The 23,675-nt window shown below is 37.7% G+C and carries 21 protein-coding genes; 19 read left to right on the top strand and 2 right to left on the bottom strand.

What is annotated here, in order from left to right:
• The first annotated feature begins 1 nt into the window (after position 1).
• From F3H01_RS07685 to F3H01_RS07600, 18 genes are all read left to right on the top strand, one after another.
• The gene (locus F3H01_RS07685) at positions 2 to 994 is read left to right on the top strand and encodes a transaldolase (protein ID WP_149725367.1); all 993 of its coding nucleotides are present in this window, start codon (positions 2 to 4) and stop codon (positions 992 to 994) included.
• The gene (locus F3H01_RS07680) at positions 994 to 1,989 is read left to right on the top strand and encodes a type IV pilus twitching motility protein PilT (RefSeq protein ID WP_223155393.1); all 996 of its coding nucleotides are present in this window, start codon (positions 994 to 996) and stop codon (positions 1,987 to 1,989) included. The genes F3H01_RS07685 and F3H01_RS07680 overlap by 1 nt, the downstream gene beginning before the upstream one ends.
• Before the next feature lie 233 nt (positions 1,990 to 2,222).
• Complete coding sequence (locus F3H01_RS07675) at positions 2,223 to 2,759, top strand: 50S ribosomal protein L25/general stress protein Ctc (protein WP_002939542.1); 537 nt, start codon at positions 2,223 to 2,225, stop codon at positions 2,757 to 2,759.
• A gap of 11 nt (positions 2,760 to 2,770) precedes the next feature.
• Positions 2,771 to 3,319 carry an aminoacyl-tRNA hydrolase gene (pth, locus tag F3H01_RS07670; RefSeq protein WP_035143659.1) on the top strand — a complete coding sequence of 183 codons (549 nt, stop codon included), beginning with the start codon at positions 2,771 to 2,773 and terminating at the stop codon, positions 3,317 to 3,319.
• Positions 3,316 to 4,380: an LptF/LptG family permease gene (locus F3H01_RS07665; RefSeq protein WP_149725366.1), complete on the top strand. Its 1,065-nt coding sequence runs from the start codon at positions 3,316 to 3,318 to the stop codon at positions 4,378 to 4,380. The genes pth and F3H01_RS07665 overlap by 4 nt, the downstream gene beginning before the upstream one ends.
• 55 nt (positions 4,381 to 4,435) lie before the next feature.
• Positions 4,436 to 5,659 carry a diaminopimelate decarboxylase gene (lysA, locus tag F3H01_RS07660; protein ID WP_149725365.1) on the top strand — a complete coding sequence of 408 codons (1,224 nt, stop codon included), beginning with the start codon at positions 4,436 to 4,438 and terminating at the stop codon, positions 5,657 to 5,659.
• Positions 5,643 to 6,722, top strand: a complete 1,080-nt coding sequence (gene pheA / locus F3H01_RS07655) for a prephenate dehydratase (protein WP_149725364.1) — start codon at positions 5,643 to 5,645, stop codon at positions 6,720 to 6,722. Before lysA ends, pheA begins: the two co-directional genes overlap by 17 nt.
• Entirely contained in the window at positions 6,722 to 7,819 is a 1,098-nt protein-coding gene (hisC, locus tag F3H01_RS07650; RefSeq protein WP_149725363.1) for a histidinol-phosphate transaminase, read from the top strand. Before pheA ends, hisC begins: the two co-directional genes overlap by 1 nt.
• Positions 7,820 to 7,823: 4 nt before the next feature.
• A complete protein-coding gene (gene fliF / locus F3H01_RS07645; RefSeq protein WP_149725362.1) occupies positions 7,824 to 9,521 on the top strand; it encodes a flagellar basal-body MS-ring/collar protein FliF in 1,698 nt (565 codons plus the stop codon).
• Positions 9,521 to 10,552 carry a flagellar motor switch protein FliG gene (fliG, locus tag F3H01_RS07640; protein ID WP_021091747.1) on the top strand — a complete coding sequence of 344 codons (1,032 nt, stop codon included), beginning with the start codon at positions 9,521 to 9,523 and terminating at the stop codon, positions 10,550 to 10,552. Before fliF ends, fliG begins: the two co-directional genes overlap by 1 nt.
• Positions 10,549 to 11,412: a flagellar assembly protein FliH gene (gene fliH / locus F3H01_RS07635; RefSeq protein WP_149725361.1), complete on the top strand. Its 864-nt coding sequence runs from the start codon at positions 10,549 to 10,551 to the stop codon at positions 11,410 to 11,412. The genes fliG and fliH overlap by 4 nt, the downstream gene beginning before the upstream one ends.
• On the top strand, positions 11,405 to 13,231 hold the full coding sequence (dxs, locus tag F3H01_RS07630; protein ID WP_149725360.1) for a 1-deoxy-D-xylulose-5-phosphate synthase: 1,827 nt from the start codon (positions 11,405 to 11,407) through the stop codon (positions 13,229 to 13,231). The genes fliH and dxs overlap by 8 nt, the downstream gene beginning before the upstream one ends.
• A 72-nt stretch (positions 13,232 to 13,303) precedes the next feature.
• Positions 13,304 to 13,714: a Fur family transcriptional regulator gene (locus F3H01_RS07625; RefSeq protein ID WP_054197019.1), complete on the top strand. Its 411-nt coding sequence runs from the start codon at positions 13,304 to 13,306 to the stop codon at positions 13,712 to 13,714.
• 139 nt (positions 13,715 to 13,853) lie between these two features.
• Positions 13,854 to 15,260, top strand: a complete 1,407-nt coding sequence (locus F3H01_RS07620) for a CYTH and CHAD domain-containing protein (protein ID WP_223155392.1) — start codon at positions 13,854 to 13,856, stop codon at positions 15,258 to 15,260.
• A 12-nt stretch (positions 15,261 to 15,272) separates the two neighbouring features.
• Positions 15,273 to 15,995 (top strand): bifunctional demethylmenaquinone methyltransferase/2-methoxy-6-polyprenyl-1,4-benzoquinol methylase UbiE, encoded by a 723-nt coding sequence (ubiE, locus tag F3H01_RS07615; protein ID WP_149725359.1) that lies wholly within the window; start codon positions 15,273 to 15,275, stop codon positions 15,993 to 15,995.
• Positions 15,988 to 17,154 carry an exodeoxyribonuclease VII large subunit gene (gene xseA, locus F3H01_RS07610; protein ID WP_149725358.1) on the top strand — a complete coding sequence of 389 codons (1,167 nt, stop codon included), beginning with the start codon at positions 15,988 to 15,990 and terminating at the stop codon, positions 17,152 to 17,154. Before ubiE ends, xseA begins: the two co-directional genes overlap by 8 nt.
• Positions 17,155 to 17,156: 2 nt before the next feature.
• Positions 17,157 to 18,236, top strand: a complete 1,080-nt coding sequence (gene serC / locus F3H01_RS07605; protein WP_149725357.1) for a phosphoserine transaminase — start codon at positions 17,157 to 17,159, stop codon at positions 18,234 to 18,236.
• The gene (locus F3H01_RS07600; RefSeq protein WP_149725356.1) at positions 18,236 to 19,696 is read left to right on the top strand and encodes a methyltransferase regulatory domain-containing protein; all 1,461 of its coding nucleotides are present in this window, start codon (positions 18,236 to 18,238) and stop codon (positions 19,694 to 19,696) included. The genes serC and F3H01_RS07600 overlap by 1 nt, the downstream gene beginning before the upstream one ends.
• A 30-nt stretch (positions 19,697 to 19,726) precedes the next feature.
• Here F3H01_RS07600 and F3H01_RS07595 read toward each other — a convergent pair whose 3' ends face one another.
• Positions 19,727 to 20,467, bottom strand: a complete 741-nt coding sequence (locus F3H01_RS07595) for a sulfite exporter TauE/SafE family protein (protein WP_149725355.1) — start codon at positions 20,465 to 20,467, stop codon at positions 19,727 to 19,729.
• Between the two features lie 152 nt (positions 20,468 to 20,619).
• Between F3H01_RS07595 and F3H01_RS07590 the strand changes: the two genes are divergently transcribed.
• Positions 20,620 to 21,891 carry an anthranilate synthase component I family protein gene (locus F3H01_RS07590; protein WP_149725354.1) on the top strand — a complete coding sequence of 424 codons (1,272 nt, stop codon included), beginning with the start codon at positions 20,620 to 20,622 and terminating at the stop codon, positions 21,889 to 21,891.
• Here the strand turns inward: F3H01_RS07590 and F3H01_RS07585 are convergent.
• A partial coding sequence (locus tag F3H01_RS07585) for a response regulator (protein WP_188116366.1) occupies positions 21,888 to 23,675 on the bottom strand: 1,788 nt, incomplete at its 5' end. The two genes, F3H01_RS07590 and F3H01_RS07585, sit on opposite strands and share 4 nt — an antisense overlap.

Raw genomic sequence — 23,675 nt, 5'->3', positions numbered from 1 at the left:
AATGTATGACAATGAAGCTAAATTTTCTCTTTGGTGTGACTTTATAGAGAGAGATTTTTTACAAAACGAATTCAACTCTTTACTAGAAAAAGGCGTTATCAACGGAGCTACAAGCAACCCAACTATCTTTAAAACAGTTTTTGCATCACCTGCTTACAAACAGATCATACAAAATAGCAACAAGCGTCACCCAAAAGATCTTTATGAAATTTTAGCGACCCAAGATATCAAGATCGCCGCATGTAAAATGCTAAAAAACTACGCAAATGGCGATGATGGCTTTGTTAGCATCGAGGTTGATCCAAATTTAAGTGGCGAAACAGCTGCGACGATAGAAGAGGGCATCAGGCTTCACAACCTTATCTCAATGCCAAATGTCATGATAAAAATACCAGCCACAAAAGAGGGTTATGAAGCGATGAGTGCGCTCATGGCAAGAGGTATCAGCGTAAATGCGACGCTCATTTTCTCGCCAGATCAGGCTAAAAACTGCCTAGAGGCTTTTAAAGAGGGTAGCAAGGCTTATGCAGGCCGCTTTGTGGATACGACGATGCCAAAAGGTGTGATCAGCGTTTTTGTTAGTAGATTTGACAGAAAGCTTGATGAGACAATGTCTGCAAAAAGCCTACCAACAGGACAGATCGGCATAATGAACGCTGCAAATATCTATCATATCATTGAGGATTTTGGCTTAGAAAACGTAAGAACACTTTTTGCAAGCACTGGCGTAAAAGGCGGTGGCTTAAGAGGGGATTATTACGTTAAAGAACTAATGTATAAAAACTCTATAAACACAGCTCCAATAGAGACGATAAAAGAATTTATAAAAGAAAAAGCTGAGGCAAAAAATGCCACTAGCAAAGAGAATATCTCAAGCTTTTTTCACATCATAAAAAATAATGAGATCGATATAAATGCTACTTATAAAGAGCTTTTAAATGACGGCTTAAAGCAGTTTGTTGCAGCATTTGATGACATTATGAAATCGCTTTAATGACCAAAAAAGACCTAGACTCATATCTGTGCTCTTTAGTGGATAAAGGCGGCAGCGATCTTCATCTAAAGTCTGCAAGCCTTGTTTATGGCAGATTTAATGGCGAGATCATGCCACTTAGCGAAGAAAATTTAGACCCAAGTGACGCAGTAGCTATCGCAAAAGAGCTTTTGGGGGCTAAATTTGATGAGTTTATGGATAAAAAAGATATAGATTTTTCTTATAAACTAAATGATGAGTACTGCTTTCGCGTAAATATGTTTTTGCAGATAAATGGAATTTCTGCTGTCTTTCGTGTCACTCCAACGAAAATCCCAACCATAAAAGATCTAAATTTACCAAGCGTGATAGAAAAAATTTGCACAGAGACCACTCGTGGCATCATCCTAGTGACTGGCCCAACTGGAAGTGGCAAGACGACAACGCTTGCAAGCATGATAAATTTCATCAACCAAACAAAAAGATCGCACATCGTGACTATCGAAGATCCGATCGAATACGTATTTAACGACGATAAAAGCATAATAAATCAGCGCTCTATCGGGGCAGATGCGCTAAATTTCTCAGATGCGCTAATGGCTTCATTAAGAGAAGATCCTGACATCATCTTGGTTGGTGAGATGAGAGATCTTGAGACGATTGAGACTGCCATTAGAGCTGCAGAGACTGGACACTTGGTGCTTTCGACACTTCACACGCTTGATGCAAAAGAGAGCGTAAATAGAATAGTAAATAGCTTCCCACAAGGCGAGCGAGATAAGGTCAGCCTTATGTTCTCTTCAGTGCTTGCTTGCGTTATCTCGCAAAGGCTAGTTAAGACGCTTTTTGGCACAAGACGCCCAGCAGTCGAGATCATGAGAAAAAATACCCGCATAAAAGAGCTCATATCTGAAAAGAAATTTGACGAGATCGATCTTGCCATAGCTGAGTCAAAAAATACTTACGGCATGCAAACTTTTGATCAGCACCTGCTTGAACTTTATGAAAAAAGATAATTAGTGCCGAAGTAGCGCTTGATAATGCTAGCAACAGGGGGGCGATTTGCAGCTTAAGATAAAAAGCTGAAATGTGGCAGGCTTTAGCTTTTAAAATGGTGTAAATTTTGGCAAATCTCAAAGCAAACAAGATCAACCAGAAGTGATCGCGCTTAAAGAAATTTAATAAGCTTTATGTGAAATTTATAAAGCATTAGATAAAATCAGCACCTATTTTTTATGAAAGGAAAACGATGTTAGAGGGTATCGTTAGAGAGAGTATCGGTAAGAAGTCTGCGAAGGCTTTGAGAAGAGATGGTTATCTAATCGCCAACATTTATGGCAAGGGATTAGAGAATGTTGCGGCTGCTTTTAAAGTAAATGACTTTATTAAAGAAGCACGCAAAAAAGAGAGCCTTGCTTTTGATGTAAAAGTAGGCGGAAAAGTTTATAATGTCGTTATTGTTGATTACCAAAGAGATGTTGTTACAAGCGATCTTAAACACGTAGATCTAAAAGTAGCACTTCCAGGCGTTTTATCAAAATATATGATCCCAGTTAAGCCAGTTGGAACACCTATTGGTCTTAAAAACAAGGGCGTTTTGATCCAATCAAAAAGACGTCTTTGTGTAAAATGCACGGCTGAAAATTTACCAAATTCATTTGACGTTGATGTAAGCAAACTTGACATTGATGATACGATTTTGGTTCGTGATATCACAGCTCCTAAAGGCGTTACTATCATTGACGCTGACCGTGTTGCGGTACTTGGAGTTATTAAAGCTAAATAAAAAGGGCTTTTGTGACACTAATAGCGGGGCTGGGCAATCCTGGCCCCAAATACGAAAATACTAGACACAACATAGGCTTTATGCTTATAGACCTCCTAAAAGACTCAAATTTCAAAGATGTTAGCTCAGCTAAATTTCAAGGCGAAGTTTTTAAATTTAACGACATTATCTTGCTAAAACCAACAACTTTTATGAACCTCTCAGGTCAAAGTGTAAAGGCGGTAAAAGACTTTTACAAGCCAGATAGGATCATCGTCATCCACGACGATCTTGATCTTAGTTTTGGTGCGGTTAAATTTAAAAAAGGCGGCAGTAGCGGCGGACATAACGGCATAAAATCGATCGATAATCTAATAGGCAACGACTACGAAAGAGTGCGCGTTGGCATAGGGCATGAGGGCGATGCTAAAAATTTTGTCCTTGGAGAGTTTAGCGATGAAGAAAAAAAGGCTTTGGATGAAATTTTAGCCTATACAAAAAATGCGGTTTGTGAGCTGCTAAAGAGCGACATCAACGAAATTTCACAAAAATTTACGGTAAAAAAAGGTCTTATCAAATGAAACTATACGCCAGATACGTTGGCTGGGTCTATATAAAATCTTTTCTTATCGTATTTTTAGCGCTTGAACTATTTTATGTAGGCATTGATCTACTTACAAATTTAAAAGATTTGCCACCATCTGCAAACCTTCAGCTCCTTTATGTTGGGCTTACATCGCTTAACGCTATTGGCTACGTTTTGCCACTTTCGCTTATTTTTGCACTAATAATTTTACATGTAAATATGGTCAGGTCAAACGAGCTAATCAGCTTTTATGCGCTTGGTATTAGTAAAAATAGTCTAATTTTTCCACCATTTTTTATTGCACTTTTTGTAACTATTTTTTATGTTGGCTTAAATTTTACTCCATTTGCCTATGCGCACGACTATCAAAAAAGCATCGCTAAAAATACGGCTTTCTCAAAAAGCACTACCGATTCATTTTTAAAATTTGAAGGTAAATTTATCTACATAAAGGAGCTAAATTCTGTTAATCAAATAGCAAATGATGTTAGAATTTTTGAGATAAATGGCACAAATTTACTTTCAACTACATTTGCAAATCATGCTAATTTTAAAGACAATGAGTGGATTTTAAAAGATGTTAATCAAACTATTTTGCCGCAAATTTTAGAGCTTGGTGAGGCTGGTTTTAATAAGATACAAAGTGAGAGCTTAGATGCATTAAAGGGCTTTAAGCCAAAGAGTATTGAAAGCGCTGTTAGCGTTGAAAACTCAAAATTTAATATCCCAGATGCAATAAATTTTATAAAGACATTTAAGAATGAAGGTATCGGCCTTGATAGCGCAAAAACAGCTTTTTATAACCTTGCTATCGCACCATTTTTTGCACCATTTTTGTTGCTCATTTTTTACTATCATTTGCCTGTAACTGGTAGATTTTTTAATCTTGCACTTTCGACTTTTATTTTTGTTGTGATAACTCTTGTCGTTTGGGGGCTGCTCTTTATTCTTGCAAAATTTGCACAAACTTCTGTGATCTTGCCAGAGATTGGTATAGTTTTGCCAGTCCTTTTACTTTTTGTATACGCCATTTATCTCATAAAATCGCATCGTTAAGCCAAATTTTGGCAAGCTTTTTGTAAAATCAAGCCATTTTAATAAAGGCTATTTCATGGATTTTAAAGAGCTTGCAAATAGATACAAAACCCCACTTTACATTTATGATTTTAACTACATTAAAGAGCGCTACGAGGCGCTAAAAAATGCATTTTACGCTAGAAAATCTCTAGTTTGCTACGCTGTAAAAGCAAACTCAAATTTAAGCGTTTTAAAATTTCTAGCTGATCTTGGAGCAGGATTTGATTGTGTTAGCATTGGCGAAGTAAAAAGAGCGCTTTTAGCAGGCGCGAAGAGATATCAGATCATTTTTAGTGGTGTTGGCAAGAGCGATGAAGAGTTAAAAGAAGCTTTAAAAAATGAAATTTTACTCATAAATGTCGAGAGTTTTGCTGAACTTTTAAGGCTTGAAAAGATCGCAAAAGGGCTAAACTTAAAGGCAAGAATTAGCATTAGGGTAAATCCAGGTGTCGATGCAAAAACTCACCCATATATCTCAACAGGACTAAATGAAAATAAATTTGGCGTTGATTCCGAAACAGCTAAAAGAATGTACATCCACGCTAAAGCTTCAAACTCTCTTGAGCCAACTGGCATACACTTTCACATCGGCTCTCAGCTAACATCACTTAGCCCGATAATCGATGCTGCAAATATCGTTAGCGAGCTTTTAAGAGAGCTAAGAGCACTTGAGATAGATATCAAATTCTTTGACGTTGGCGGAGGACTCGGTATCATTTATAACGATGAAAAAGAGATAAATTTATACGACTATGCTCAAGGAATTTTAGCTGCACTAAAAGGCCAAGACGTGACTATCGTATGCGAGCCAGGACGCTTTATTGTGGGTAATGCTGGCTACTTTGTTGCAAGCGTTTTATATGAAAAATTTAACGGCAAAAAGAGATTTGTCATCACTGATGGTGCGATGAATGATCTTATTAGGCCAAGTCTTTATGGTGCTTATCATGAAATTTTTGTTTGTGGCAAGGATAAAAATTTAGGCACTTGTGACGTGGTCGGTCCAGTTTGTGAAAGTGGCGACTTTTTGGCAAAAGATATAGAGTTGCCAGAGTGTGAGAGCGGAGATATTATCGTGGTAAAAGGTGCTGGAGCTTACGGTTTTAGCATGAGTTCAAACTATAACACAAGAAACAGAGCCGCTGAAGTTTGCGTGCTTGATGGCAAAGATAGGCTGATAAGAAGACGTGAGAGCTTCGAAGACGTCGTGGCACCTGAGAGAGAATTTTTGGAGAGCGCTGATGCAAGAGCTAAATGAGCTTAGAAAAGAGATTGATGCGATCGACGATCTTATCTTAAATAAACTAAATGAAAGAATGATTTTAGTTGAGCAAATCGGCAAGCTAAAACAAACTAGCGGAACGCCTATATATCGTCCTGAGCGCGAGCGAGCTATCATAAACCGCTTAACTAGTCTAAGTAAAGACAAAGCCTTAAACAAAGCTGCTATTGAAGCCATTTATCTTGAAATTTTTGCTGTTAGTAGAAATTTAGAAATGCCTCAAAAGATCGTCTATCTAGGGCCTGAAGGTACTTACACGCATCAGGCGGCTCAGAGTAGATTTGGTGCGATGAGTTCATATTTGCCACTTGCGACCATCGAGGCGGTTTTTACAAAACTAGCTCAAAAAGAGGCAAAATACGGCGTTGTGCCTATTGAAAATAATACCGAAGGCGCTGTTGGCGCTACGCTTGATTGTTTGAGTAAATTTAGTGATATAAAAATAGTTGCTGAGCTTTATGTGGACATCCATCACAGCTTTGTTAGCATAAATGAAAATTTAAAAGAGATAAAGCGAATTTATTCACATCCGCAAGGGTATAATCAATGCCGTAAATTTCTAGAAGATCACATGCTAAATGAAATTGAATTTGTTCCAGCAAAATCAACTGCAGCAGCTGCATATATGGCATCAATGGATAGAAGCTCAGCTGCCATTTGCTCAAAGATCGCAGCTAAAATTTATAATGTGCCGATAGTTTATGAGACAATTGAAGACAATATGGCAAATAGAACGAGATTTCTCATTCTTAGCGATTTTAAAAACGCAAGAGTTGAAAACTCGAAAACTTCTATCCTTGCAAAGACTGATCATAGTCCAGGACGCCTTGCTGATCTGCTTTCTATCTTTAAAAATGAAAACATCAATATCACAAAACTTGAGTCACGTCCTATCAAGCAACGCGAGTTTAAATCGATGTTTTATCTTGATTTTGAAGGGCATATCGACGATGAGAAGGTGCAAAATGCCTTTGAATTAGCAAAAGAGAGCGGTGCTGAGATAAGCTGGTTAGGGAGTTATTTAAACGGAGAAGAGTAATGAAGTTTAATGATTTTTTAGATGATTTAGTTAATTACGAGGCTGGAAAGCCGATTGAGCTTGTGGTTAGAGAGTTTGGCATCGAGGCAAAAGATGTGATAAAGCTAGCTAGCAACGAAAATCCTTTTGGCACTAGCAAACGTGTAGAAGAGGCACTAAAAGAGGTTGCTAAAAAAGCACATCTCTATCCAGACGATAGCTACTTTGAGCTAAAAGAAGGACTGGCTAAAAAATTTGGCGTAACTAGTAAAAATTTAATCATCGGTTCTGGAAGTGACCAGATCATAGAATACGCACTTCACGCAAAGGCAAATAAGCAAAGTGGCGTTTTGATGGCTGGCGTGACATTTGCGATGTATGAAATTTATGCAAAACAAACTGGGGCTAAAATTTACCGCACAAAGAGTGTGGAGCATAATTTGAGTGAGTTTTTAGAAATTTATAATGCGCATAAAGATGAAATTTCTGTCATCTTTCTTTGCTTGCCAAACAATCCTTTGGGTGAGTGTTTGGACGCAGATGAGGTCTTTAAATTTATAAAAAGCGTTGATGAAAACACGCTTGTTGTGCTTGATTGTGCTTACAACGAATTTGCAAAATTTAAAGATAGCAAAAAAGAGATAAAGCCAAGCGAGGTGGTAAAATTTAAAAATGCCATCTATCTTGGAACATTTTCTAAAGCTTATGCGCTTGGTGGTATGCGCGTGGGATATGGCATAGCAAATGAAGAGATCATAGGCGCTCTCTCAAAACTAAGAGCTCCATTTAACATCACAACTCCAAGCTTAAGAGCTGCGATAGTAGCACTTAATGATGATGAGTTTGTGCAGCAAACCATGCAAAATAACTTCGAGCAGATGAAGAGATATGAAGAATTTGCAAAGCAAAATGGCATAGAATTTATCCCAAGCTATACGAATTTCATAACTTTTAAATTTAACGAGCCAAAATCAAGCCAGATATGCGAAAAGATGCTAAAAAAGGGTATAATTTTGCGAGATCTAAAAAGCTACGCCTTAAATGCGGTGAGAATCACCATCGGCCTTAGCTGGCAAAATGATAGAGTTTTTGAAGAGTTAAAGCAAATTTTAAAGTAGGAATATGGATTTTAAAGCATTACTTCATCAAATAAGTCAAATTTATCAAAAGCTTTCATTAAAGCAAAAAATCGTTGCAGCTAGCTCGATCGTCTTAGTCGTGGCATTTTTGGTATTTTTAACACTTTATAAAAGCAAAAATGAAAATTTTGCAGGCTACAGCGTCCTTTTTGAAAACATTAGTCCAAACGATTCAGCCTTAATACTTGATCAGCTAAATAAAGATGGAATTAAATATAAATTAGCAAACGAAGGCACTATCCTTGTACCAACGAGTGATGTCTATAAAGAGCGTATCGCTGTTGCAACTCTTGGAATACCAAAAGAGAGTAAAATTGGCTTTGAAATTTTTGATAAGCAAGAATTTGGTGCGACTGATGCCGAGCAGAGAGTAAAATTTCAAAGAGCGCTTGAGGGCGAATTAGCTAGAACGATCGAGAGTCTCTCGTCTATTCAAAAAGCGACTGTTCGTATCGCTATCCCTAAAGAGAGCGTCTTTACCGAGCGCCAGTCGCTGCCAACGGCCTCGATCGTGGTTGAGCTAAAACCAGGCGTTAGTCTAAATGCGAAGCAAATTTTTGGCATTAAAAACCTAGTCGCCGCCTCTGTTACAAACTTGAGCACAGAAAATGTCAAGATAGTAAATCAAGACGGTGTCGCACTTGGCGATGAAGATGGTGAGTTTGATAGTGACGCTATAGCTCAGCAGATACGCTATAAACGTGAGTTTGAAAATAATTACGAGCAAAAGATCGTAAATGTGCTAGCTCCTATCGTAGGCGGGGCAGACAAGGTAGTAGCAAAAGTAAATATCGACTTTGACTTTGACAAAAAAGATACAAAAAGTGAAGTTTATGACCCAAATAACGTCGTAAGAAGCGAAAGTAATATCGAAGAAAAGCGTCAAGGCTCAGCGCCAAATGAAGTAGGTGGCGTACCAGGTGCGGTTAGCAACATTGGCCCTGTTCAAGGCCTTGATGATAGCACTTTAAAAGAGCAGTACAACAAAAGCTCACAGCAGACAAACTACGAAATTTCAAAGAAAGTAACAAGCATCAAAGGGCAATTTGCTAGCATAAATAGAGTGAGTGCAGCCGTCGTTATAGACGGACTCTATCAAAGTAAAAAAGATAGCAACGGCAAGCCAACTGGTGAGATAGAATTTACTCCACTTTCTAAAGAGCAAAGAGAATCAATCACAAATTTAATCAAACAATCAATCGGCTATAACCAAAATAGAGGCGATGAAGTAAGCTTAGATAACTTTGAGTTTAAAACCGGCAAAGATATAAGCACTAGTGAGAAGATGGATGGCTTTGTGAATAACTATGTGGTGCCATTTATGCCGCTACTAAAATATATTTTTGCAGTATTGTTGCTCTACATCTTCTACAAAAAAGTCATTGTGCCATTTATGCAAAAGATGCTTGAAGAGACAAAAGAAGAAGAGGAGCAAGTTCAAGATGGTCTTGAAGATATTGAGGTAGATGCTGAAGATACACTTGAGAAATTTAAAGCTGCTCGCAAAAAGGTCGAAGAACAACTAGGACTTAGTGGCGAGTTTAATGAAGATGAACTAAAATATGATGTTTTACTTGAGAAAATGAGAGCGGTCATCACAGAAAGAAATGAAGAGATAGCAATGCTGCTTCAAGATATGGTAAAAAATGACAGCGACTTTAATATGCGTAAGGAAATTTGATGTCAATAAAGCTAAATGACAAGCAAAAAATGATTTATGATGATCTATCGATGCCTGAAAAGATTGCCATTTTGCTGATTCAGCTTGGCGAAGAGGCAACTGCTCTTATATTTTCTCACATGGATGTTGATGTCATCACTGAAATTTCAGGCTATATCGCAACTGCAAAAAACATAGACAAACAAGTCGCAAGTGCCGTACTAGAAGAATTTTACGCGCTAATGCAGTCAAATCAATATATGAGAAGTGGTGGTTTAGAGTACGCAAAAGAAATTCTTTACCGCACATTTGGTCCAGAGGCAGCTCAGAAAATTTTAGACAAGCTTGCAAAAAGCATGGAAAACTCAAAAAGCTTTGGCTATCTTGATAAGATAAAACCACAACAGCTTGCAGACTTTATCATAAAAGAGCACCCTCAAACCATAGCGCTAATACTAGCTCACATGGACTCAACAAGTGCTGCTGAAACGCTTAGCTTTTTCTCAGATGAGTTAAGAAGCGAAGTTGTCATTAGAATGGCAAATCTTGGTGATATTAGCCCATCGGTAATTAAACGTGTTTCAACCGTACTTGAGGGCAAGCTTGAAAGTCTTACATCTTATAAAGTCGAAGTTGGTGGTCCAAGAGCTGTGGCAGAAGTGCTTAATAGACTTGGGCAAAAAGCCAGCAAAAGCACGATTGAACGCATTGAACAAAGCGATGATAAGCTTGCAACAACGATTAAAGAGCTTATGTTTACCTTTGAAGATATTATCAACCTTAACGCAACTGCGATTAGAGAAATTCTTAAAAATGTTGATAAAAAAGATCTTATGGTCGCATTTAAAGGCTCAAGCGATGGCATAAAGGATAAATTTTTATCAAATATGTCTCAGCGTGCAGCAGAAGCCTTCAAAGAGGAGATGCAATATCTTGGTGCGGTGCGTGTAAAAGATGTTGAAGAGGCTCAAAGACGCATAGTAGAGACAGTACAAACTCTAGCTGATCAAGGTGTATTCCAAGTCGGCGAAGCAGATGAGATGATAGAATGAAAAGCAGCGTAATAACCAGTGAGACTTCTCCAGCTCACTTTATAGAAAATTACAGATTTAAGGTACTTGGAGTTGGAGAGCGAGCCGCAGATAGTGCTCCTGTATTGATAGAGGAAAATAATCTTAGTGAAGAGCTAAGCGAGCAAAATTTTGGGCAAAAGGGTGAAAATTTTGTTCCTCAGGCCAGTCACCAAGCGCAGACAAACTCACAAAACCACTTTGCTTCTCAGCCCCAAAGTCCACAAGTGCAGCAAGGAGGCGAGTCAAGCTTTGTTGAAGAGTTGCTTAAAAAAACAGATGAGCTAAGTAGCAACATCATCAAACTTCAAATGCAAATAGAAAATCAAGAAAGCGAATTTGCTAAACGCCTTGAGGCTGAAATTTCTCGTGCAAAAGAAGATGGTAAAAATGAGGGTATCACCCAAGCAAATGCAGCAAATGAAGCGAAGATAAATGAGCTTGAGGCTAGATTTAGCGCTTCAGCTGCAAAACTTGAAGAGCAGTACGTTAAATTTGATGAGTTTTTAAAGAAGATCGAAGAAGAGCTTGGGCAAACTGCTATAAAAATCGCAAAAGAAGTAATCGATAAAGAAATTTCAACCTCTTCAAATCAGATCGCTCATCATCTAGCAAGCTCGCTTATAAAAGAGCTAAGTAATGTCAAAAATATAGAAATTCGCGTAAATCCCGAAGATAGCGAATATATAAAAGAGCAATTTAGCAAGAATGAGCACGTCAAAATAAGCGCCGATGATGCTATAAGCAAAGGCGGTGTGGTTATTATAAGCGATGGTGGCAATATCGATGCGACTATGCAAACAAGGCTAGAAAAACTAAAAATGCTGGTAAATAATGAATAAAGACGTTAAAAGTTTAGATGTTGATGAACTAAACGCACTTTGTCATGACATCAGGGATAAAATTTTAGCTACCGTTAGTAAAAATGGCGGTCACCTTAGCTCAAATATCGGTGCAGTTGAGATCATTGTAGCGATGCATAAAATTTTTGACGTCACAAAAGATCCATTTATTTACGATGTGAGCCACCAAAGCTACGCACACAAGCTACTAACTGGACGCTGGGAGAGCTTTGATACGCTTAGAAAATTTAATGGCATCAGTGGCTATACAAAGCCAAACGAGAGCAAATTTGACTACTTTGTAGCAGGTCATAGCTCGACGTCCATATCTTTAGCAGTTGGTGCTGCAAAGGCGATAAAACTTAAAAATGAAGATCGTATCCCAGTGGCTGTCATAGGGGATGGCTCACTAAGTGGCGGTATGGCGTACGAGGCGCTAAATGAGCTAGGGGATAGAAAATATCCTTGCGTCATCATCCTAAACGACAACGAGATGAGTATAAGCAAGCCTATAGGCGCGCTTAGCAAGTATCTAAGTCAGATGATGGCGGGTCAGTTTTATCAAAAATTTAAGGGTAGGGTTGAGAAATTTCTAAGCTACATGCCAGACTCCGCAGCCTACATGGCTAGACGCATGGAGGAGGGCATTAGACTCATCACCCCTGGCATGTTTTTTGAAGAGCTTGGACTTGAGTATATAGGCCCAGTCGACGGACATGACCTTTCAGCGCTTCTTAGTACATTTGAAACTGCCAAAAATATGAAAAAACCAGTCATAGTGCATGTACAGACGCTAAAGGGCAAAGGATATGAATTTGCTGAGGGGTGTTATGAAAATTGGCACGGAGTTGGGCCATTTGATCTAAAAAGTGGCGAATTTATCAAAAGACAGTCAAACAAGTCAGCCACGGCGATCTTTAGCGAGCAGCTTTTAAAGATGGCAAGAGAGCATAGCGACATCGTTGGCGTAACGGCCGCGATGCCAACAGGCACTGGCATGGACGCTTTGATACAAGAATTTCCAGATCGTTTTTGGGATGTGGCGATAGCTGAGCAGCATGCAGTTACATCGATGTCAGCCATGGCAAAAGAGGGGTTTAAACCATTTGTTGCAATATACTCGACATTCATGCAAAGAGCCTATGATCAGGTCATTCATGACGCTTCTATTTTAAATTTAAACATCACATTTGCGATGGATAGGGCTGGCATTGTGGGCGAAGATGGCGAAACGCATCAAGGTGCGTTTGATATAAGCTTTTTAAACGCTGTACCAAATATGGTTCTCTTTGCTCCAAGATGCGAAGAGAGCATGAAAAATGTTATGGAATTTGCCTACTCTTACAAGGGCGTTAGCGCTTTTAGATACCCACGCGGAGCGTTTATCTTAAGAGATGAGTTTGAAGCTCAGCCACTTGAGTTTGGCAAGGGTGAAATTTTAGCTGATGCAGAGTCTGATATCGCATTTTTAGGCTATGGCAACGGCGTTGGCAGGGCAAATTTGGTTAGAAATTTACTAGCTGACAAGCTTGATGTGGTATTAGTTGACCTTGTCTTTGCAAAACCACTTGATAGCGAGCTTTTACTAGGTCTTGCAAAACGCACTAAAAAGTGGTATATCTTTAGTGATAGTGCCAAAAAGGGCGGCATTGGCGAGATAATAAGTGCATTTTTACAAGAAAATAAAATCTCAAATATAAGTGTCATCAGCTTTGAGTATGAAGATAAATTTATCCCTCATGGTTCAACTGCTGAGGTCGAAAAGTACCTTGGTATAAGTGCCGAGCAGATTGCTAAAAATTTACTAGAAAATAATTAATATCATTTAATAAAGAAACGTTTAATATTTTTTTTGCTAGCATAAAGCAAAACTAAAACAAGGAACTTCATTATGCAATATGTATCATTATTAAAGCAATCTGGGCTAAAAGTCACGCCACAGCGCCTTAGCGTTTTAAGAATTCTTGATCGCCACACGCATCCAACGATTGATGAGCTTTATGATGAAATTTTAAAAGAGAGTCCATCGGTTTCTCTTGCGACAGTTTATAAAAATTTAAATACTTTAAAAGACGAAGGTCTCGTAGTTGAAGTAAATATCGTCAATCAAAAAGCTAGATACGACATCTACGAATATCCACATATTCATGTAGTTTGCGAAAGCTGTGGAAGCGTCGAGGACGTGAGCTACGATGATGCTGAGCTTGGCAAATACCAAGAGGCACTAGAAAAGAAGATCGGAAATATAATAGAACGTCTAAACATCGTAGCTAGCGTAAAAAGCTGTAAACACTGTAAATAAAATTTATGTTGCTATTTAGCAACATAAATTCCATCTTTCTTCTTGTAAAAATACTTTTAAAATAAGCCTAGATTTAGCATTTTTCTCATTGTTTTAAGCACTAACTTGCTAAAATGAACAAAAAATTTTGGAGAAAAATGTGAGTTTGGAGATAGAGCGTAAATTTTTACTCAAAAATTCTCAAATTCTAGATTTTTTAAAAGAAGCTGGAGTAGTCTTTAAGCATCTTGAAATTTCTCAGTTTTATACCAAGATAACGCAAAATGAAGAGATCCGCTTTCGAAGTGAAGAGGATAAATTTATAAAAACTGTAAAGATTGGCAAAGGTCTAATCAGAGAAGAAAATGAAGAATTTTGCGAAAAGGTGGAGTTTAAAAAGGCTCTTAAAAACCGCATCGGTAGCATCATCTTAAAAGATAGATATATTTTTAAACTAAATAACAATCCTTGCAATATCGATATTTTTAAAAATGAACTAAACGGGCTTTATACATTTGAAATCGAATTTAGTGATGAAAATGAGGCCGTCTTTTTCAAGCTACCACCGTTTTTAGAAAATTTTTGCCTAAGTGACGTAACTTGTGACAAAAGATATAAAAACAAATTTCTTGCCATCCATGCTAATGAAAATGAACAAATCGACTACAAAAGAGCCTATAAGATTATAAAAGAAAAAGAAATTTTGCCAAATTTTGCTGCAAATCTAAAAAGTGGAGAGGCGCTAAGAATCCTTTTTGTTAGTATTTTTAAAGTAATAAAAAGGCTAAAAAGCCAGTATTTGATAGACAAAGATGAAGAAGTTTTGCATGAACTTCGCGTAAATTTAAGAAAGGTTAGATCGATCCTTAAAATTTTTAACGGCGTTTTTGATGAGAAAGTGACACTTTTTTTTGGTGAGAATTTTAAAATGCTTGCAAACTCGACAAACAAAAAGCGAGATTTGGATGTATTTTTGAGCTTTTTAAACGAGCAAAAACATGCAAACGAGCCTATATATTTTGTGAAAAAGGCTCTAGATTTAGAGTATGAAAATGTAAAAAGCTACCTTGGCGATGAAGAAAACTACGCATTTTTAAAAGAGTGGGAGATATTTTTAAATGAGGGTGAATTTTATAAGTCAAAACTCTTTGATGTAAGCCTTTCGCGCCTTGGTTCATTTAAGCTCAGAATGCTCTTAGTTTTAGCTCAAAAAAGGCTAAAAAGCCTTAATCAAGACTGCCCAAATGAGAGCTTTCATGATCTTAGGATAGAGCTTAAAAAGATGAGATATACATATGAGTTTTTATGTGAAATTTTTTATTTTGAAGGGCTTAAAAAGTATGAAGAGAAGCTAAGGCAGATGCAAGAAATTTTTGGTAATCTTCAAGACTATGACGTCTGGCTTGGCATCCTTAAAAGGCTTCCAGAAATGTCAGACAAAGAGAGGCTCGAGAGTAAAATTTACAAGCAAATTTATAAAAGTAGAGAAGAGATACTAAAAAAGCGTCTTAAATTTATAAAAGCAACTCGCAAAATTTCAAGAAATTTAAAAATTTACTACATATAAAAGGGCAAATTTATGCAAAAACAAGAAAAAATCGTTGATATGTTTAACCAGATCGCTCCGACTTATGACGTCGCAAACAGAGTGCTAAGTCTTGGTGTGGATGTGAGCTGGAGGAAATTTGCCTGCAGATATATGCTAGAAATTTTTAAAGAAAGAAGCATAAATATCGTCGACGTGGCTTGTGGCACTGGCGATATGATGGGGCTTTGGAGTGAAATTTCAAAAGAATTTGGCGTGCAGATAAAAAGCCTTACTGGCATCGATCCCTCAAGTGGTATGCTAAAAGAGGCTAGGGCGAAATTTCCAAATTTTAAATTTATAGAGGCCTATGCTGATAATACAACGCTTGCAAGCGGAGAGGCTCAAATTTTAAGCATAAGCTATGGCATTAGAAATGTGGTCGAACGAAAGGCGGCACTTAGAGAATTTAATAGGGTTTTAGCTACTGGTGGCTATGTCGTCGTACTAGAGTTTACAAAACGCCAGAAAAAGGGTCTTATAACCTCGCTAAGAGATTTTTACCTAAGTAAAATTTTGCCAAGTATAGGTGGCTTTATCTCAAAAAATAAAGAGGCATACGAGTATCTGCCAAGCTCGATCGAAAATTTCTTGGACGCAAAGAGCTTTTGCGACGAGCTAGTCGAAGCTGGCTTTGAGATAGAACTTTGCAAGGGCTTTAGCATGGATATCTCGACACTATTTATCGCTAAAAAGGTAAGAGAAATCAATGCTTAGTGTTTCTGAGCTAAACGAAAAAGCAAAGGCACTGCTTGAAGCCACACTTGACTATGTCGAGGTAAGCGGAGAAATTTCGCGCCTTACTAAGCACGCTTCTGGGCACTGGTACTTCACGCTAAAGGACGAAAAGTCAAGCATCTCAGCTGTGATGTATCGCATGAACAACCAAAAGGTGAAATTCTTGCCAAAAGATGGACTAAAAGTAAAAATTTATGGCAAAGTAACTATTTATTCTCCAAGTGGGTCGTATCAGCTAGTGGCTAGTGCGATGCTGCCTGATGGCGAGGGTGAGCTTGAGCTTGCGTTTAGGCAGCTTAAAGAAAAGCTCGAAAATGAGGGGCTTTTCGATATCGGCGCAAAAAAAGAGATACCAAATTTACCTAAAAAAATAGCCCTTGTCACAAGTGCTACTTCGGCAGCGCTTCAGGATATGTTAAAGGTCGTGACGAGTCGTTGGAAATTAAGCGAAATTTATATATTTGACGCTTTAACTCAAGGTGAAAATGCTCCAAGCTCGCTTATAAAAGCTTTAAAAAGAGCCGATAAATACGGCGTTGATGTGATCGTTTTGGCTCGCGGAGGTGGTAGTAAAGAGGATCTTTGGTGCTTTAACGACGAGGGCTTAGCACGTGAAATTTACGCTACAAAAACGCCAGTTATAAGTGCTATCGGACACGAGATCGACTATGTTATAAGCGACTTTGTAGCAGACCGCAGATCTCTTACGCCAAGTGCAGCTATGCTTGATCTTTTGCCTGATGAAGAGGCGTTTTTTCAGTATCTTGACAGGCTCAGCGATGATCTTAATAGCGCTTTAAATTTAAAGATCACAAAGAAGCAAAATCTGCTAAATTTACTACTTTCTAAATTTTCATCAAATGCTCTAAAAGCTAGGATCGAGCTAAAATTTAGCGAGGTAGCAAACAAACAAAACGCCCTAACAAACGCCGTGCAAAGAAAGATCTTGCTTCTTGGCTCGGCCCTTGGCTCGCTAGAGAAGGCTTATGAGATGAGAGAGCTCTTTTTTGAGAGCACGAAGGGGCTTATCGAGGTTAGAAAAGATGGCAAGAGAGTCGATCTTATGGATTTAAATTTGAATGATGAGATCGAGCTTATCTCGCAAAATACACATAAAAAAGCAATTATCAAGGAGTAAAAATGAGTAGAAAAATCAACTTTAGCGCAGGTCCAAGCGCGATACCATTAGACGTTTTAGAGCATGCAAAGGCCGAATTTACCGACTATAGAGGCGAGGGCTACTCTATCATGGAGATCAGCCACAGAAGCAAGACCTTTGAGGAGATCCACTTTGGCGCGATGGAGAAGATAAGAAAGCTCTATAACATTGGCGATGAGTATGAAATTTTATTTTTGCAAGGTGGTGCACACTTGCAATTTAGCATGATACCGATGAATTTATATCAAGGTGGCAGGGCTGAATACGCAAACACTGGCGTTTGGACAAACAAAGCGATCAAAGAGGCAAAAGTGCTTGGCGTAAATGTAGATGTCGTTGCAAGCAGCGAGGATGAAAATTTCTCTTACATCCCTGATGTGAAATTTAGTGACGATGCCGACTACGCCTACATCTGCTCAAATAATACAATTTACGGCACGCAGTATAAGGCTATGCCAAAGACCAAATCGCCCCTTGTTGTCGATGCTTCGAGCGACTTTTTCGCTAGACCGCTTGATTTTAGCAGTATCGGCTTGCTTTACGGCGGCGCTCAGAAAAATGCAGGCCCAAGCGGCGTGACTATCGTTATTTTAAGAAAAGACCTAGTTGATCGCGTGAGCAGCCAAAACGTCCCTATGTTTTTACGCTACAAAACGCACGTAGAGGCAAACTCACTTTACAATACACCGCCAACTTTTGGAATTTATCTTCTAAATTTAACCATGCAGCACCTGCTAGATCTTGGCGGACTTGCTGAGGTTGAGAAGATAAATGCCAAAAAAGCAAACACGCTTTATGACATTATAGACGGCTCAAATGGCTTTTACGTAGGCCATGCCAAAAAATCAAGCAGATCAGATATGAACGTGAGCTTTACGATACCAAAAGATCACGCACTTGAGCCAGTTTTTGTCGAAGAAGCGCTAAAAGAGGGCATGCTAGGGCTAAAAGGCCACAGACATCTTGGCGGCATAAGAGCCTCTATCTACAATGCCGTTAGCCAAAGCGACGTTGAAAAACTTGGCGAGTTTATGAGAGAATTTGTAAGAAAACATAGCTGATGAATAAAACAAAGAAAGCTTATGATGAAATTCCTTATTTCTCGGCTGCATTTAGCGACTGCTCGCCAGTTAGGATAGAAGCGGTTGCTAAATTTCTGGGGCTTAAAGCAGCTAGCCTAAAAGAGGCTAGAGTGCTTGAGCTTGGCTCATCATATGGTGGCAATATCTTGCCATTTGCCATTTCACATAAAAACGCAAAAGTCGTTGGTATCGATATCTCAAGCCATCAAGTGGTTGAAGGTAACAAGGTGGCAAAGCAGATAGGTTTAGAAAATTTTACTCTGCTTGAGCGAAATTTTTTGCACATGAACGAAAGCGATATAAAAGAGCTTGGGGAATTTGACTACATCATTGCCCACGGCGTTTATAGCTGGGTGAGCCCAAATGTAAGAGATGCGCTGCTTGCCACGATTAAGGCACTACTTAGCAAGGATGGTATCGCTTATGTTTCGTATAATACCTATCCTGGCTGGAAGAGCCTTGATATTTTAAGAGATTTTATGCTTTTTGTTAGCTCAGGCAACGACAGCAAAGAAGCACTTGCTCACGTAAAAAGCGAGTTAAATTTTTTACAGGATTATTTGAAATTTAGCTTACAAAACCAAAGCGATGTCGTATACAAAGATAGCATGAAGTTGCTTTTAACACAGCTAAATTTCTTACAAAGCATCATCGCAAAGGGCAATGATTATTATATATTGCATGATTTTTTGGAGGCTAGCAATGAGCCAACTTACTTTCATAAATTTGCTAAACATATCGATAAGCATGGACTTTGCTACGTCATAGACGCTTCGCTAAATGATATCTTTGCAAGCTCAACTGGAATTTACCGCTTTGACGCACATATCGAGCAAAATTACAACTCTCGCATCAAAAAAGAGCAACTAAACGATTTTTTATTTAATAGATCATTTAGAAAAAGCCTCATCGCTCACAAGGAGAGGCTTGGCGGTGCTGAGGACTTTGATGCGGTACTTGGAGAGAGCGAGCTCGATAGAATTTATTTTTCATATTTTAGCGAGCAGCCAAGGACAAAAACGCAAGAAATTTTAAGCAAAAGCTATCCACAAAGCTTAAATTTAAGTGAAGTAAAGGCGGCACTTGGTGAGAGCGAAGGCGAAGCATTTATGGGGCTACTTGAAATTTTAAATGATCAAAACACCAAAATTTCATCTTCAAAGCTTGCTGCACTTGCTTATGAGCCTAAAAAAACTAGGCTAAAGCCTAGAGCTGCGGCCTATCTTGGGTATTTTCTGGAGGCTAGCTCGCCAGTCATATCTTTGGCAAATGAGCTAAATGGCAAGTTAAATTTAAACCATGAAGAGATCAAGGCAGCTTTAAAATTTGATGGCAAAGCTAGTTTAAAAGATATCGCAAAGAGCGTAAATTTAAGTAAAGACGAGCTAGATAAGCTTGCTTTTAAATTAAGCGAAGCCTATTTTTTTGAAGAAATTTAAGACTAGCTAGCCTAGCCTTAAATTTTTGATTTAGCCAAATATCATATCTTTTAAGATCAGAATTATCATTGCTATGTAAAAGAGTAAAAACCACTTTTTAAGTGCTTTTTTATCTATAGCTTGTGTCTTTTTGGTGCCAAAGTATGCGCCTATTAGCGAGCCAAGCCCTAGGAATGTACCCTGTAAATAAGAGATGTGGCCGTTTAAAGATAGTGAGATAAAGCCTGAAATGGCTGCGAACATCACAAAAAACACTCCCATTGAAACGGCTTTTTTCATATCATAGCGCAAAAAGCCAACTAAAATAGGAGCTATAAAAACCCCACCGCCTATGCCTATACTAATGGCAAGTGCACCTATACAAAAACCAACTAGAAATAGTAAAAATACGGAGTTGTTCGCATTTGTACCGTCGCTATTTGGTGTGAAGTATAGTTTTATGAGTGAAAAGATAAAAGTTGCAAGCAAGAGTAGTTCGAGTAAGAGCTCGGGCGTGTGAGATACGATTATGCCACTAAAGCTAGCTCCGACCAATCCTCCAAGACCTAAAAATACGCCACGATTTAGCTTTAAAAGTCCAGCTTTGTAGTTTAGATACGAGCCAAAAGTCGCGCTAAAGATCATCTGCATAACGCTTATGCCAATAGCGGTTTTTATGTCATATCCAAAGGCGACCATTATAGGAACGACGACTGTGCCACCACCGATGCCAAAAAAGCCAGCGATGTATCCAACACCGATACCAATTATAAAAAGTTCAACAAAAAGCATAAATTTCCTTTTATGAGTGCCAAATTTTAGCCAAGCGGTGTTAAAAAAATAGTAAAAAGGTGAAATTTGGGCATAAATTTAGAAATTTGATAAAAATTTTAAAAACTAAAAGCGAACTTTTTTTATAATCATCAAAAATTTAAAGGAAAAAAATGCTCTTAGAACAACCACTGTTTTATTATGAAGTGATTAAAGAAAAATTTAAAAATAGCTACCTAGCCGAGGATAAGACGCAAACGATTATAGGCATTGATTGCGAATACATCGATGAAAAGGATATGGACTTTTATGGGCTTAGAAGTTATTTTGATACAAATCGTAATAAATCTTTAGCTCCATTTGCAGGTCTCTTTGGTGTTTTTGCTTATGACGGTGTGAGATATTTTGAATATATCGGAGAAGAGAAAGCCAAAAAGTATGAATTTCCAAAATTTATCTATGCCGATGCAAAGGCCTATCTACACTTTGATAAGATGAGTAAAATTTATACATTTTATGGAGATAAGAATAAATATTATGACTTTTTGCTTGATGTGAAAGTTGAAAACAAAAGCAAAGAACAGAGTAAATTTAGTATAAAAACTGATCTTGGTAAAGAAAAGAAACACTTTGAGGATATGGTTGAGTTAGCAAAAGAGTATATAAGAAGCGGCGATGTCTTTCAGGTGGTGCTTGGTGAGTTGCTTGAAATTTCAACTAATATGAGCAGTTTGGAATTTTATAAAAAGCTCTCACTTACAAATCCAAGCCCATATATGTTTCATTTTCCTACACCTTATGGCGATGTGGTTGGTTCTTCGCCAGAGCTTGTTTTTGAGATGAAAAGTGAGCAAATTTTTGTGGCACCAATTGCGGGCACAAGGCCTAGAGGAAGCGATGCAAATGCAGATACGGCACTTGAAAATGAGCTTTTAAGTGACGAAAAGGAGCTGGCTGAACACAAAATGCTAATCGATCTTGCTAGAAATGACATCGGCAGGGTTTCAGAGCCAAAAAGTGTATCCGTAAAAAATGCTATGCATATCCAAAAGTATGAAAAAGTAATTCATATCGTAAGCGATGTCTATGGCAAGTGCGCCAAAGGGCTTGATCTTTTTGATGTCTTAGCTAGTATCTTTCCGGCTGGCACACTAAGCGGAGCCCCAAAAATAAGAGCTATGCAGATAATCAATGAGCTTGAAATTTCTGAGCGAAATATCTATGGCGGCGGCATTGGATTTTTACATTTTAATGGCGATGCTCAGGTTGCTATTCTTATTCGATCAGCCATATTTGTGCCAAGTGAAAATGGCTTTAGTGATGTATTTGTGGGGGCTGGAGCTGGTATAGTTTATGACTCAAAGAGCGAAAGAGAATACGCCGAAATTTGTCATAAGCGAGCAAGCGTGCTAAATGTATTTAAAAATAACGCAAAAGAGTTTTAGGCGTTAAACTTAATAAATTCATAAGAGCTTTTAGCGTAGCTAGTGCCCATAGAATCGATTTGTTCCCTTACGGTAGCTGAAAGCTCTGCTTTTGTGATATTTTTAGCTAGCACTTTTACAAAAGGAAATTCACTTCTTTCTTGTGCGCCAAATATCAGCACTCTTGTATCAACCTTTTGGCTTTGTCTTATCTTATCAACAACTCTTGCTAACTCTTTGTAGTTGAAGTCTTTTACATTTTCATCTACAAGAACGATGCCGTAAGTTTTGGTTTTTATCTTTGTTAGTAGCTCATCAAAGCTATTTGTGGTTTCAAGTGTGTTGTAAAATTCTCCTAAAGCTGAGCTAAATATTTTATTTTCCATTGGCGATTTCTTAAATAAAATAATATTTTCGCTTTTTGCCAGATAGCTTTCGTCTATTGCAATCTCGCCAAAATTTGGCAAAAATTTTCTAAAAATTTGAGCCAGTTCGTCGCTATTTATTGGCGTTTTTATATAGGCATTGAAGTATTCTTTGACGCTCTCTCCATCTATATTTGAAGTATTTGAAAGCATTAGTATAATTGGAATTTTCGCATTTTGTATAGCTACTTTTATAAGATCAAGATTTTTTTGAAGGCTATTTTTTTCAGCTTCGAAAAATTTCGAGCCAACAAATATAAGGTCAAAATCGCCTTGCTTTATGGCTTGTTTTAGATCTTTTTTATTACAAACTCCCACAACTTCGCAGTTAAATTTACTAAAACCACTTGCTGTTATATCTATGTAAATTTCGTTAGTATCGCAGATTAAAATTTTTGGTTTATCGTTTAAAACTTTATTAATAATATTAGCTTCGCCTAAGCAAAGTAGCCTTGTGATGCTTAATGGAGTTAGCGGATCTTTTAAAATGAGCGGATTTTTAATATCTTGGCCTTGCTTATTGGTGTTTCTTAAAAATATAGCATCATAATTTTTTGTAATAGATGGACTAGTGCTTGTTAGTATATCCACTTTGAGCCCAAGGTCTTTTGTAGTCTGCTCAAAAGCTTCGTTGTAAGCGACATTTACGTCTTGCAAGAATGCTAATTTATGATTGCATTTTATATCAAAGTCTTTATAGTTTGATGTTGTTTTAAAAATGACTACAAATTTAAACTCATTGCCAATACTTGGAAACGAGTTAATCTCCAGTTTGCTTTCTAAATTTTTTAAATAAATTTGAGCGATTTTTAGATAAAACTCGCTCTCATCATTATTTAAGCTATTCTCATCATCTGAAAATATATCTGAAATTTGCTTTTCGCTCATGGCAGCTGAACTATTTTTTATGCTAAAGCTTACAGAACAAAGTCCGCTTCTATCAAAGTCTTTTTGAACTTTTTTGATAGTGATGATAATACTTTGATGTCTTAAAGACATTGATAAAGACGCCAAAAAGATAGAGTTAAATGCGGTTTTTAATGAATTTAGATTTCCTTCTAGTTCATTTGTAAGGCTTGGATCAAGGTAGCTTATAAAATTTATCTTTTTGCTTTGTGAATAGACGATATTTGCTTGCAAAATTTCTTCAAAGCTTTTTTGAGGATCAAATATCTCAGTTTTATTGCATTCGCTATATTTTTTAACATTTGAGATATTTTTAGCATTGTTATAAAGCGAAGTCATGATATTTGCATTTTTTTCTATCGTGTCTATAAATACTTGCTTTTTGCTATTATTCGTTTCTATTTTTAAAGCCGCAGTCGATGTAAAAATTTCTTTATTAATGGACTCTAGTTTCTTGCTCACTGATAAAATATA

Origin of the sequence: Campylobacter concisus, assembly GCF_902460875.1 — a bacterium.
Lineage (GTDB): Bacteria > Campylobacterota > Campylobacteria > Campylobacterales > Campylobacteraceae > Campylobacter_A > Campylobacter_A concisus_AA.
Note: the sequence above shows the minus strand (reverse complement) of the source record. Positions and strands in the feature narration are given on the sequence as shown.